This is a genomic window from Chloroherpetonaceae bacterium (assembly GCA_033763895.1).
GTDB lineage: Bacteria > Bacteroidota > Chlorobiia > Chlorobiales > Thermochlorobacteraceae > JANRJQ01.
In genome coordinates, this window is sequence record JANRJQ010000004.1 from 637037 (window position 1) to 649802 (window position 12766).

11 protein-coding genes are annotated in these 12766 nt (G+C 42.5%); 7 read left to right on the plus strand and 4 right to left on the minus strand.

Going from position 1 to position 12766, the window contains the following annotated elements; translation table 11 throughout:
* The first annotated feature begins 63 nt into the window (after nucleotides 1-63).
* Both SFU91_03435 and SFU91_03440 read left to right on the plus strand, forming a co-directional pair.
* Nucleotides 64-1017 (plus strand): ABC transporter substrate-binding protein, encoded by a 954-nt coding sequence (locus tag SFU91_03435; GenBank protein ID MDX2128068.1) that lies wholly within the window; start codon nucleotides 64-66, stop codon nucleotides 1015-1017.
* A gap of 1 nt (nucleotide 1018) precedes the next feature.
* Nucleotides 1019-2014, plus strand: a complete 996-nt coding sequence (locus SFU91_03440) for a hypothetical protein (protein MDX2128069.1) — start codon at nucleotides 1019-1021, stop codon at nucleotides 2012-2014.
* 10 nt (nucleotides 2015-2024) lie between these two features.
* Here the strand turns inward: SFU91_03440 and SFU91_03445 are convergent, their stop codons facing one another.
* Nucleotides 2025-3686: an N-acetylmuramoyl-L-alanine amidase gene (locus tag SFU91_03445; GenBank protein MDX2128070.1), complete on the minus strand. Its 1662-nt coding sequence runs from the start codon at nucleotides 3684-3686 to the stop codon at nucleotides 2025-2027.
* Between the two features lie 118 nt (nucleotides 3687-3804).
* Here SFU91_03445 and SFU91_03450 point away from each other — a divergent pair, with 118 nt between their 5' ends.
* The 3 genes from SFU91_03450 to SFU91_03460 all read left to right on the plus strand — a co-directional run bounded on the left by SFU91_03450 (nucleotide 3805) and on the right by SFU91_03460 (nucleotide 7753).
* Complete coding sequence (locus SFU91_03450; GenBank protein ID MDX2128071.1) at nucleotides 3805-4443, plus strand: hypothetical protein; 639 nt, start codon at nucleotides 3805-3807, stop codon at nucleotides 4441-4443.
* Between the two features lie 242 nt (nucleotides 4444-4685).
* Nucleotides 4686-7148, plus strand: a complete 2463-nt coding sequence (gene topA / locus SFU91_03455) for a type I DNA topoisomerase (GenBank protein MDX2128072.1) — start codon at nucleotides 4686-4688, stop codon at nucleotides 7146-7148.
* Nucleotides 7145-7753 carry a DUF3592 domain-containing protein gene (locus tag SFU91_03460; protein MDX2128073.1) on the plus strand — a complete coding sequence of 203 codons (609 nt, stop codon included), beginning with the start codon at nucleotides 7145-7147 and terminating at the stop codon, nucleotides 7751-7753. The genes topA and SFU91_03460 overlap by 4 nt, the downstream gene beginning before the upstream one ends.
* Nucleotides 7754-7770: 17 nt before the next feature.
* Here the strand turns inward: SFU91_03460 and SFU91_03465 are convergent, their stop codons facing one another.
* Both SFU91_03465 and wecB read right to left on the minus strand, forming a co-directional pair.
* The gene (locus SFU91_03465; protein MDX2128074.1) at nucleotides 7771-8517 is read right to left on the minus strand and encodes a glycosyltransferase family 2 protein; all 747 of its coding nucleotides are present in this window, start codon (nucleotides 8515-8517) and stop codon (nucleotides 7771-7773) included.
* Between the two features lies 1 nt (nucleotide 8518).
* On the minus strand, nucleotides 8519-9673 hold the full coding sequence (gene wecB / locus SFU91_03470; protein ID MDX2128075.1) for a UDP-N-acetylglucosamine 2-epimerase (non-hydrolyzing): 1155 nt from the start codon (nucleotides 9671-9673) through the stop codon (nucleotides 8519-8521).
* Between the two features lie 197 nt (nucleotides 9674-9870).
* Here wecB and SFU91_03475 point away from each other — a divergent pair, with 197 nt between their 5' ends.
* Nucleotides 9871-11466 carry an OstA-like protein gene (locus SFU91_03475; protein MDX2128076.1) on the plus strand — a complete coding sequence of 532 codons (1596 nt, stop codon included), beginning with the start codon at nucleotides 9871-9873 and terminating at the stop codon, nucleotides 11464-11466.
* Between the two features lie 186 nt (nucleotides 11467-11652).
* Nucleotides 11653-12354, plus strand: coding sequence for an AP2/ERF family transcription factor (locus SFU91_03480; GenBank protein ID MDX2128077.1), 702 nt, complete (start codon nucleotides 11653-11655; stop codon nucleotides 12352-12354).
* Nucleotides 12355-12410: 56 nt separating this feature from the next.
* On the opposite strand, the gene SFU91_03485 is transcribed toward SFU91_03480, so the two are convergent.
* Nucleotides 12411-12743, minus strand: coding sequence for a hypothetical protein (locus tag SFU91_03485; protein ID MDX2128078.1), 333 nt, complete (start codon nucleotides 12741-12743; stop codon nucleotides 12411-12413).
* Nucleotides 12744-12766 lie beyond the last annotated feature (23 nt).

A 12766-nucleotide genomic window follows, 5' to 3' on the forward strand; every position in this document is an offset into this window, starting at 1 on the left:
TTGAAACTTTGCATATTCACAAAGGGCTCTCCACAAATATTTTTTAACTAAAGACCTGAACCAATGACATTTTCATCAACGATACGAATTCTACTTTTTACTTTTTTAACTGCATTTACTTTTTCTTGTCAACCAAAGTCAACCTTCAAAAAAGTGGGTTATGTGCTTTTTTTTGAAGATGCGACGTTGCAGGATGCCAAAACCGGTTTTGAAGCCGCCCTCAAAGACGGCGGTTTTGAAGAAGGGAAAAATCTAAAGTTTTACTATAGAAATGCACAAGGTGATGGCACTACTCAAGGCCAAATCTTTGACTTTTTTTTGGGTGAGGGCGTTGATCTAATTGCAACGAATCCAACGGTGTCAACCATCGCGGCCGTCCAACGTACCCAAACAATTCCTGTTTGTATGATGGTTTCTCCTCGCCCCGATTTAGCAAAGCTTACGGATGCCAATGGGAAGGCACCAGCAAATCTTACAGGTACTTATGAAACTTTAGCCTACATTGATACCAGTGTAACATTAATCCGAACACTTTTTCCGAATGCGAAGAGAATCGGAACAATCTATAACAGCAGCGAACCCAATTCGCTTAATAGTCTTGAACGCCTTCGAAGTTTTGCTTCAAGCATTGGCTTAGAGCTTTCCGCTCGCTCGGTCAATAACTCAAATGAAACACAGCAAGCTTCCTTTGCTCTTCTTTCAGATAATATTGATGTTTTTTTTGCACTTCCCGATAACATCATTTTTTCAAGTTTCGAAACCATTTACGGTGTTATGACCGAAGCCAAAAAGCCTATTCTTTCCAGCGAAGCCGGGCTCGTTTCTCGAGGTGCTCTTGCCGCCTATGGCGCAGACATGTATTCGTGGGGATATCAAGCAGGGCAAGCCGCAGTGAAAGTGCTCCGAGGTGAACCGATACCCGCACCGGACGAAGTAAAAGTAAGAAAGCGGATATTCAGCATTAAATCGGCTGATGCTTTAGGTGTGACACTCCCCGCCGATTTTCAAGGAATGTAATATGAGGGTTTGGATTACAGGGATTTTTGTTTTGTGCATTTTTCTTCGCCTTTCTACATCAATAAATGCACAGGCAATTGAACCGAAAAGCAGCGTCGATTTAAAATCACTAACGATTTACGCCACAGGAAACACCAATGGTTATTTAGAGCCTTGCCCTTGTTCAAAGGAACTTTTGGGTGGAGTTGCGATTCGTGCGGGTATTTTTCAACCGATTCGTCGATTTCAACCTTCTCTTCACAATGATTCCCTCGGCCGATATTATCTCCTTCTTGATGCAGGAAATCGTTTATCTGCTCATCGGAAATTGGAAGCCGAGGCAAGCGCAATTGGCTCCTTGTTTCAAAAATTAAACTATGATGCACTTAATATCGGTTGGCAAGATTTGCGATTAGGCGCTCGTCACTTGAAAAAACAAAAGAAATTACCATTTGTAGCTGCGAATATTTTTGATGCGAAGGGAAAGTCTTTTCTCCCGAAATATCGCATTCTTAAGCGAGGAAAAAAGCAAATTGCAATTATTGGTATTTTATCAAAAGACGCTTTCATGCTTCTCGATTCTCTTGAACGAAAGGAATACTTCTGGATTAAAGAAGACTCTGCAATCGGATTAGTTTTACAAGAATTGAATGACAAGACAATTGATGCCGTTATTTTGCTTTCAAACAGCTACGACCCTGAAGTGGAAAAAAAACTTCTTTTTGCTTTTCCAAAGATCAATGGCATGATTACAACTTCAGAAATCTATTTGAAAGAAGAAAGCGAGGTTTTAAAAATTGGGGAGACAGAAAGAGGAAAGTTTATTGTCTCAACAGGGCATGACGGAGAATTTGTCTCTTCCGTAAAGCTTTCAACTCACCGTAGTCATCATGAAACTTCAGAAAACGAATTGATTGTAGAGGCAATGTTTCCGATTCTCCTAAAGCCTTATTTGACAAAAGATGAATCTATTCAGAAAGAGGTAAAGATGATTCAAAAAAAATTCGAAACACCTTAGAACAGCGTCTTTAATGGCTTTCGTATTCCGCGCGGTACTTTTGAAGGGCTTCAAAAATGGCGCTCGCGATTTTCTCTTGACCGTCTGCGGAAATCAAAAACTTTTCTTCTTTTGGATTCGTGATATATCCGGTTTCAATGAGAATACTGGGCATTGAGGGCGTCCATAAAACCATAAATCCGGCTTGCTTTACTCCGCGATTATTTTGTGCAGTACGTGCCGTAATCATTCGATTGACATAGTCAGCAAGGGTTTGTGATTGTTTTTGGAATCCGCTTTGTGCCATTGCAATCATGATGACATTTTCGTCAGTAAACTCTTTATAGCGGGTTGCATAATCGACCTCTTCGCGAATGACGCTGTTTTCGCGCTGCGCGACCGCAAGAGCGGCGTCGGTTTTATGCAGGCCTAAGAGATAAACTTCAACGCCTTCGGCATTTCGATTAATACTGGCATTGCAATGAACACTCACAAAAAGCTTTGCTTTGGCATTGTTGGCAATTTTCCCGCGTTCATCAAGCTCGATGAACTTATCTTCCTCACGGGTGTATATCACTTTGACTTCGGGCCACTCCCGAGCTAAAATTTTCCCGACTTTCAAGATGACACTAAGCGCAACATCCTTCTCATAATTTCCGCCTTTGCCAATTGCGCCAGCATCTTTTCCACCGTGACCGGCATCGAGCGCAATGACATCAAGTTTCCATTTTTCACGGCTTTGCTCTAAAGATTCTTGAATTGCCTGCTCTTTTTCGGTTTGATGGATTTGACCAACATTGGCTTCTCGAAGGGCAAGAAGAATAAAATTGTTGGTGCGGGGCTCGCGTTGAAATTGAATCGATGTTGCTTTGTACTTTTTGTAATCGAATTCAAGTGTTAGTTGAACGGCGCCACTTTTCAATTTCATCGGTTTGATTTTTTTCAAGTATCCGCCTTCAAATGATTTCGTGAGGGAATCTAAATTTCCGGTGGCTTTAATGAATGTTACATATCCGATACCGTTTTTATCGGGTTGAATAAATTCATATTGCAAATTTTTTTCAGCTAAAATTCGGATAATGACACCATTGGTTCTTTCATCAACATGAATGCTTCGTAATGCAAATTCGGGCTCGGGTATGCGTGAAGTACTATCATTTTTTACAATTACCGGTGCAGCCGCTTCAACAAAAGGGGGAAATGATAGCGTGAGTTTCATTGTAGCTTCATTCAAAAACGCTCTAACACCCGATGGCGCTAACCATTGTTCTAAGACGGGTACAATCATTTCAAGCGGGAGAAAAAGTCTTCCGTCCTGTTTTAATGGTGTGTAAAGAAATTGTATTGCTGAGGTTCCGCTATCGGAAATGATTACCGCGAAGTGATTTCCAACCATTAAACGGATTTGGGTTTGTACTTTTCCGGCAAGGGGCGGCGCGATGCCATAAATGGTATCGGCTAACGGCAATGCGCGCATCTTGAGTGCCCCAAAAAGCTCTTCGATGGACACTGCTTTTTCTGCTTCGGGTAGAGATGCAATCAAAACGCGGTCACTGAATCTCTTTGAAGTCCCTATTTTTCCTTCAATCGTTAAAACAGGCTGTGCCTTAAGCATTGCTACTGAAAATAGAAGAAGTAAACAAAGCGTGATGGAGATTTTACTGAGAACTGAATTAAAATTAGAATTTTTCATTTTGAGGAAAAATTGAAATAAGAGATTCGCGATTTGGAAACTAACTTTGGTCTTGAAAAAGTGAAACCCGTCATTTGCTTTTACCTAAACGCTTTTAATTAATACGGCAAAAATACACATGAAGTTTAAACCCACTCGAAGAGCGATCCAAATTCTCTTGTTTTTTGTCCTTACCCATTTATGCTTCAGCGGAGCTACACTGGCTCAAAGTGCATCAAAACTTTTTCATTCGGTTAAGCGAGCCAAATTAACAACAGTCACTTCTTTAAGGAAATCTTTGGAAGATACCTTGTCTCGAAAGCTTGACAGCATAATAACGACTATCTCAGTCGATTTTTTTGGTACAGCAAAATTTATTTCTCAAAAAGGGAGAACCGGTGTTGGTGGAAAAAATAAGCTCTCAAAGCCTTATGAAGTTGAGACATTGTTGGAGCGCGGCTTCCTTTTTGGAGAATCAGGAAAACCGGAATCGAGTTATGAAGTTGCGATTGGGAAAAATGTCGCTTTTGGGCGGTTTCAACTTTATTATGATCTCGCCTTCACAGCCCCGTATAAGTATTTTAGTTGGCGACAACTTGACTCACTTTCGGAAATCACGTTTACCTATTATTCCTCGCGACTCAAAGGCGCATCTCCTCTAATTCATAAAATCCATATTTATGAAAACGGTTCAGGGCTATATGAAATATGGAACGAAAGTGAAAAACCTGAGATTTTCCTTTGGATTGAATCGGGTAAAATCATCAAAAATCCCTAGCCACATTCACTTTTTTGAATTTCAAAGGGATGGAGAAGTTTCGTCACATACTGTGAGAAAACCGGAGAGACTTATCCGGGATTTGTTTTTTTTCGTGTAAAGGGTTTTCTTTACCGCCTTTCTATTACGAGAGGGACAAGAAAATATTGTTTTTCGCGCCGGCAAATCACCCTTCATTTGCTGTTATTTCAAGGTAAGCGCACACCATAAACAAACGCGTTCAAAAAGCACATTCAATTTATATGCCTACAAAAAAGACATCGAAATCGCCAGCTGCTTCAAAATCGAAGAAAAAAATGGACGATGCAGCTGACATCGATTCAACTACAGAATCACGCGCCCTTGGCAAAAGCCTTGTGATTGTTGAATCCCCTTCAAAAGCTAAAACCATCAATAAATATCTCGGCAAAGAGTTTACTGTTTTTGCATCTGTTGGGCACATTCGCGAATTGCCAAAAAAGGAAATCGGACTCGATTTCGACCATCATTATGAGCCTCGCTACGACATCATTGTTGGTAAAGAAAAGGTTGTTCGAGAGATGAAGAAGCTCGCCAAAGACGCTTCTGAAATCTTTCTAGCCACCGACCCTGACCGCGAGGGAGAAGCCATTTCTTGGCATATTTCTTCCGTGATTACAGATGATGCCAAAGTGGCCAAAAAATCGATTCGACGCGTGCTCTTTAATGAAATCACAGCTAAAGCGGTACGTGAAGCGGTCAGCAAGCCACGTGACCTTGATTTTAATTTGGTTCGGTCTCAGCAGGCCCGTCAAGCCCTTGATAAAATTGTGGGCTATAAGGTTTCGCCATTTCTGTGGAACACCGTTTTGCGCGGCATTTCTGCGGGGCGGGTACAGTCTGTTGCGCTTCGCCTTGTCTGCGAGCGAGAAGCGGAAATCACGGCGTTCAAACCCCGCGAATACTGGTCGATTTTTGCGGATTTTCAAACCCCAAAGGGTGAAGTTTTTTCCGCCAAACTCACCAAGATACAAGGGAAAGATGTTGAGCTGGGAAATGAAGCCGATGCGCGAAAAGTTGCTGAAGATATTCGAAAACGGCTTTTTGGCGTCTCGGAAATTCGAAGAAAGAAAACGCGTCGCAACCCGCCTTCACCGTTCACGACTTCTCTTTTGCAGCAAGCGGCTTCAAATCAATTGGGCTTTGGTTCCAAAAAAACGATGATCCTTGCGCAGCAGCTTTATGAAGGAATTGAAATCGGTTCCGAAGGTGCAGTCGGGCTTATTACTTATATGAGAACTGATTCGAAGCGTGTTGGAAAAGAGGCTCAAGACGAAGCACGTGATTTTGTCCGCTCTCAAATGGGCAATGAATTCATTCCGGAAAATCCGATTGCGTATAAATCGAACGATGCTGCGCAGGATGCCCACGAAGCGATTCGCCCAACGGCAGTTGACCGTACACCGCGAGCAATGCAAAGTTATCTGAGCAAAGATCAACACCGGCTTTATGAACTTATTTGGAAGCGCTTTGTAGCGTCTCAGATGTCGGCCGCAGAAATCGAGCAAACCAGTGTTGATATTGAAGATGTGGAACGCGAGTTTCTTTTCCGCGCCTCGGGAAATGTGGTGCTCTTTGAAGGATTTTTGAAAGTTTATGGCGATAGCAAAGAACTTGACTATGAAGACCGTAAAACCACTAAAAACGAAGACGACGAAGATGAAAAGCCCGCAAATCTTCCACGTGTTCTCAATGAAAAGGATACACTGAAACTCAGTGAACTCAAGGAGAATCAGCATTTTACCAAGCCGCCTTCGCGATATAGTGAAGCGAGTTTGGTGAAGGAACTTGATAACTTTGGTATCGGCCGTCCATCAACTTACGCATCAATTCTTTCGACACTCGCCGACCGAGGGTATGTCATCAATCAAAACCGCCGATTAACCCCAACTGAATTGGGGAAAGATGTCAATACCACACTAATTGCCAATTTTCCGGAGCTGTTCAATACTGACTTTACGGCGCAGATGGAAACGAAGCTTGATAAAGTAGCTGAAGGAAAAGACGACTATGAAAAGCTTTTGGATAATTTTTATCTGCCCTTTTCAAAAGCATTGGAACTGAGGGAAAAGTCGCCCATTCTGCCGCAAAACGACAATGCCGAAACCTGCGATAAATGCAATAAAGGTAAAATGGTGATCAAGTGGACGAAGTCAGGAAAGTTTCTTTCCTGCTCTCGTTACCCCAAGTGTGATAACGCTAAATCCATTGCCACGATTAAACAAGCCCCGCAAGAATCCGGCATCAAGTGCCCCAAATGCGAAACCGGCAGAATGGTGGTTCGCATTGGGAAATTCGGAAAGTTTTTGGCTTGTACCAATTACCCGAATTGCGATGGGCTTTTAAATTTGGATAAAGGCGGCAGAGTAACACCGCCGAAAACCCCACCGCTGACAACTGTAGAATCTTGCCCAAAATGTTCATCGCCAATGTACTTGCGCGAAAGCAAGCGAGGTCTTTGGTTTAGTTGTACAAGATTCCCAAAATGTCGCGGAATAAAATCGTGGAAAGATATTGATGAAGAAAAGCAGGCAGCATATGAAGCTGAATATCGTGCACATGAAAAAGGCCATCCAAAGCCTGAATTAACACTCATTGACGGCACACCGCTCGATTTATCGATGAAATTGGAAGAGATTATTGAATCGCAAGGGCTTGAAGCACCGCAGGAAACGGGGGGACAGTGAGTGAAGTTTTTTTGATTTTATTCACCATCACGATCGCAAGCCTCTTTTTAGGGGGTTTGCCTGCATTTTGGATGAAATCTCCGATTAGCTCTTGGGCTTTTATCAAGCACCGTGGGCTGCTTGCACTTATTAGTTTTTTGATTCTTATTGGCGCAAGCCTTGTTTCAATTAACTATCTTAAGTTGAAAAAGAGCAGCGACATGCGCTCTTGGGCCGTAAGCAAGGCTTTAATATTAACTTCGGAAATGAAGGGCAAAAAGGCGTTTATTCCCTTTGTGACTTATGAATACAATTTTTTAGGAAAACGCTTCACCGGTGAAACGGAACTTTATGCGCCCCAATTTGGCAGCAAAGAAACCCGTAAAAAAACCTCAAACGAACTTCTGAAAGAGTATTCTGCTGGCAATACTGTGGAAGTTTTTATCAATCCAAGTAACCCCAAAGAATCGGCGTTGCAGCTTTCAGCTTCGTGGCAATTTGTGATTCAATTGGGAGTGGGTTTTCTGCTTTTTTCGCTATTTCTCCCTTTCTTCTTCTTTCGGCTTTCAGCAACGATTCAGGACGCATATCTCAAAGAGAAGGCAAAACAGTTAAACTTGAACTAAGGAAAAGGAGCCACTCTTTAACGCTTCAAGAAAATCGGATTATTTGCAACGCCCATTTTTTGCAAGGCATATTGCACCGAAACCCATAAACAACCAAAGCCATATTTCAAGCTTCGGGTAAAATTGATTGATGAAGCTTCATCAAAGTACTTGGTTGGGCAGGTGATTTCGGCGACTTCAAAGCCCGCGTAAAAAATTTGTGCAATCATTTGATTATCAAAAATGAAATCGTCCGAGTTTTTATGATAATCGATGCGGGTAAGCACTTCCTTTGAAAAAGCACGATAGCCGGTGTGATACTCCGAAAGCTTTTGCCCCATCAGAATGTTTTGCGCAAGGGTAAGAAATCGATTTGAAATGTACTTGTAGATTGGCATTCCACCTTTGAGCGCGCCCCCGCCTAAAATACGTGAGCCCAAAACGACGGGATAAACCTCATTGGCAATGATGCCAATCATTGGCGAAAGTAGTTTTGGCGTGTATTGATAGTCGGGGTGTAACATCACAACGATATCTGCGCCGAGTTCAAGCGCTTTATCGTAACAGGTTTTTTGATTACCGCCGTAACCGCGATTTTTTTGATGAGGAATAATGTGGCGAATTCCCAAACGCTTTGCCACTGCAAGCGTGTCATCACGGCTGGCATCATCAACAAGCACCACTTCATCGACTTCCCCCAACGGGATTTCGCGGTAGGTTCTTTCAAGCGTTCTTGCTGCGTTGTAAGCCGGCAGCACCACCACCACTTTTTTGCCGTGTACCATATCAGTTCAGCGAGGGGTTTGATTTGTTTTCGCCCAATGCTTCCTGATTCGATTTTAATTCTGCAAAGACTTCACCCAAGTGCTTGACAATTCGCTCGGCTGCACGGCCATCCCAATACTGTGGAATCAACCCTTTTTTTATGGTTCCGTTCAACACTTTTAAGGCCTCCTCGCGAACATCATCGGCATTGGTACCAACCAGAATATTTGTTCCAACTTCAACCGTTATTGGCCGCTCTGTGTTTTCGCGCATTGTTAGGCAAGGCACGCCAAGCACAGTGGTTTCTTCTTGAATTCCCCCTGAATCGGTGAGCACCATTTTTGATTCTTTCATAAGTTTTAAGAATTCAATGTAGCCTTGTGGGTCAATGAGCTTCAGCCCGCGAATCTTTTCTACGCGTGGAAGCAATCCAAAATTTTCAAGCATTTTTCGGGTTCTGGGATGAATTGGGAAAACGATATCGGTCTTTTCTGAAATTGCTTCAAAGAGACCTAATATTTTTTCAAGGCTTTCTTTTTCATCAACATTGCTTGGGCGGTGCAAGGTTACCAATGAATAGGATTTTGGGGTTAGCCCAAGCTTTTCGAGCACATCGCTTGTGCGGGCTTTTTCAATGTGCGAAACGAGAGAATCGATCATCACATTACCGACGAGCACACATTTTTCATCCGCTATGCCTTCCATAATCAAATGATGAATTCCCGAGGGTTCGCTGACATAGAGCAAATCGGAAATCGAATCGGTAACAATGCGATTAATTTCTTCGGGCATTGTGCGGTCGCCACTGCGAAGCCCCGCCTCGACATGCGCTACCGGAATACAGAGCTTTGCCGCCACAAGCGTACAGGCTAAAGTTGAATTCACATCACCTACAACAATGACCAAATCGGGGGCATGCTCCAAACAGACTTTTTCAAATTCAATCATGACCTTCGCCGTTTGAACCGCGTGAGATCCGGAGCCGATACCGAGATAAATATCCGGCTCGGGCAATGCCAATTCTTCAAAAAAAACTTTTGACATTTTTTCGTCGTAATGTTGGCCGGTGTGAAGGATAAGTGTTTTATACAAACCGGTTTTTAGCAATTCGCGGTGGAGTGGTGCAATTTTCATAAAGTTGGGGCGGGCACCGGCAACAAGGATAATCTTTTTCAACTGAGTCGTTTTTTAATTCATATGTGACCGGCGTAATGCCGTCGTTTTAAGAGCGCAAAAATAGTGCTATGTTAAGCGTGAAAAAAATCATTCATCACAGAGATTCATTGCCGCAGGTTCATTTTTTTTCATTCGAATGCCAACAGTATCAAGCCCTTGCTTTAACGCAACAAGCAAGTCAAACATCATTTTTCAATTTGAACAACTCTTTTCGTTCTTTCTTTTGCTTGATTCTTTTTTCCTCTTTCATAGACTTTGGTTTTTCACAAACGGCCGATTCTGCTGCTGCACGCCGTGTTGTATTGGAACACGCCGATGAAATTCGAGGAGGAACACTCACTGAATTGAATGACTCGCTTCTTACCTCCGAGCCGGTTCGGATTCTCATTGGCAATGTTCGGCTGCGCGATTCAACTACCTCCGTTCGTTGCGATACCGCCGTTGAATATCTTCAATCACGAAAAGTGCGGCTTGCCTCGAAAAAGAATGGCCTTGCTACCATTGTTCGTGATACCGTTACCATTCAAGGGGTTCAAGGATTTTACTTCCCTTCCGATAGCCGTGCTGAAATGAAAGGCTCCGTTTCGCTGCGCGATAACACCGTGACCTTGCGAAGCGCTTTAGGAACCTATTTCACCGAGGAGCAGCGCGCTGTTTTTTCTGAAAATGTTTCGCTGCGCGATAGCACCAATACTGTGTTTACTGATAGTTTAATTTTTTTTCGAAGAGAAAACCGAACGATTGTCATTGGAAATACCCGCATTCTTAACACTGCCGACAATGTGGAAATACGCGGTGGCTTTGCTGAGCATTTCTTAAAACAAAACCGAAGCCGCATCACCCTTTCACCTATGCTGCTCAAGTTTGATTCGTCAAAAAGTGAAGCGAATCTCTCAATTGATACACTTCTCATTGTCGCTAAAGAAATGAAGAGTTTTCGTGGTTTTGAGGATACGCTCAAAAGAATTGAAATGCTTGACAGCGTTAAAATTCAACGCGGGTTACTTTCTGCTTTGGCGCAAAAGGCGGTTTACCTTTTTGATTCTTTACGGATTTCGCTCTACGAGTCACCCATTTTGTGGTTCGATGCGTCTCAACTCACCGGCGATTCTATTTTTGTGCAATTAGAGGAAGTTTCCGATTCCCTTGAATCCGCAAAAGGGAAAATTCAAGAAGAGGTCACAACCGAGCGAAAAGTCAATAAAAGTCCATCCAGAAAAAAAACACGCTTAAAGTCAATTGCCGTTTATGGCAGCGCGTTTTTGGTTTCGCGTGACACAATGAACACCGAGGGGAATAAGTTTAATCAGGTTTCTGGGCGAAATATTTTTCTTTCGTTTAATAATGACTCGCGGCTTTCCCGTGCCGATGTTTACCGAGAGGCGCAGAGCCTTTATTTCACTTATGACGATAGCACTGCCAAAGGTGCGAATTTGACGAGCGGCGATGAAATCAATCTGTTTTTTGAAGACGGGAGTGCGACAAAGATTGTTGTTAAAGGTGATGTCGAAGGTGCTCAATATCCCGAGCGGTTACTTGCTCGATTAAACAACCTTGAGGGCTTTGAATGGCGAGAGAATGAACGCCCAAGGCTTACCTTGCCTCCCGTTACCGAGAATCCGGTTAGTCCAAAATCGAAATCGAATAAGAGAACAAAACCCGCTGTGAAAAAGAAATCGTCTCAAGTTCAAGGGCCTTCAGCAAAACCTGAGACTATAAATCCAAATATTAAACCAACTCCAAAACCAGTACCGAAATCGAACCGAGAGCGCTTTGAAAAGGGTATTCAATAAGAATATAGAAGAAAATAAGACTTAGAACAGTGTTTCACGCGATTTCTTCTCATTGAAAAGGGAAATTGATTTTAAGACAATAAATTCCGTCATTTAGTTGACAGTAAATCAATAATTTGATTCAACGATTCATAAGATGGCTGATTCATTTTATCAAATAACTAATTTTTTTTGAATTCATCATCTGTGCCTAAAAAGAATAAAAATAAAAGAGAGAAGAAAAGTAGCGTAAATCGACCTAAAAAGTTGGGGAAGCTTGCGAAACTCAAGCTAAAGAATGACAAGACGCCTGACCCACGTCAAGTTCATATTAAACCCAATGAGCCAAAAGACACTGTACCCAAAGAGGCACAGTCAAAAGCAGCTAAACGCAAACCCTCTCAGGATAAAGGGATTTCTTCAAATTTAGATCATATCTCGCGGATTGATAGCGGCGCGACCCACGCGTGGTTTGTTAGGATGCGGCGTAACGGGAAAGTGTTTTCAAAAACATTTAGTGATCGAAAGCTCGGGGGTAAAGATGCTTCTCTGCAAAAGGCGATTCAATTCAGAGATGAAATGCTTGGGCAATTGGATCATATTGCCGGGATTCAAATTCCGCGTTTCCGATTTTTAAAGGAAAACAAGAGAAACAAATCGGGTTATACCGGGGTCTTAAAACTTTCACGAACACAGTATGGCATTCTTCGGGAAGACTATGTAGCGCAGTGGCATGAAGAGCGTTACAAGCTTCGCCGAAAATATTTTTCAATAGCCAAATTTGGTGAAGAGGAAGCTTTTCGATTAGCCAAGGAATACCGAGAGAAGATGATGAAAAAGCTCGCTAAACGCACCAAGAAGGAAATGAAGAAATTGAAAAAAACGCTTAAACATAAATCGGAACCCTAAAGTGAAAAAAGCGGCAGAATTTCTGCCGCTTCTAAATTCAGAAAAAATTTTATCGGTTAGGGTTCGCGTCTTGTCTTCATAATGGATTCACCCCATTTTTCAAGGAACTTCGGGTTTTGATAATCATTGACTGCACTCAAGGGAATATCAACGGAACTTTTATCGCGAAATCGTGCTCGAAATCCACCGACATCTTCAATCGATTCTACCACACGATCATAAAATACTTCTCCCTTGCCCTTATTTCGATCAGGGTCTAAATGAAAGGCCATCTCATAAGATCCAAGCGAATACTTGGTTTTCAGCAAACTGACGATATGGACAATCTTATCCTCCATTCCAATGTGCTTTTCGCCTTTAGCCGGCGCGGCTGCTGCTTTTGCTGACATAAATATGAAAGGTTAGGTTGAAT

What these genes read in the sequence shown, in the direction of transcription:
- SFU91_03485 (MDX2128078.1), bottom strand. Translation starts at nt 12,743, where the DNA reads ATGTCAGCAAAAGCAGCAGCCGCGCCGGCTAAAGGCGAAAAGCACATT.
- SFU91_03445 (MDX2128070.1), bottom strand. Translation starts at nt 3,686, where the DNA reads ATGAAAAATTCTAATTTTAATTCAGTTCTCAGTAAAATCTCCATCACG.
- SFU91_03465 (MDX2128074.1), bottom strand. Translation starts at nt 8,517, where the DNA reads ATGGTACACGGCAAAAAAGTGGTGGTGGTGCTGCCGGCTTACAACGCA.
- SFU91_03450 (MDX2128071.1), top strand. Translation starts at nt 3,805, where the DNA reads ATGAAGTTTAAACCCACTCGAAGAGCGATCCAAATTCTCTTGTTTTTT.
- SFU91_03435 (MDX2128068.1), top strand. Translation starts at nt 64, where the DNA reads ATGACATTTTCATCAACGATACGAATTCTACTTTTTACTTTTTTAACT.
- topA (MDX2128072.1), top strand. Translation starts at nt 4,686, where the DNA reads ATGCCTACAAAAAAGACATCGAAATCGCCAGCTGCTTCAAAATCGAAG.
- SFU91_03440 (MDX2128069.1), top strand. Translation starts at nt 1,019, where the DNA reads ATGAGGGTTTGGATTACAGGGATTTTTGTTTTGTGCATTTTTCTTCGC.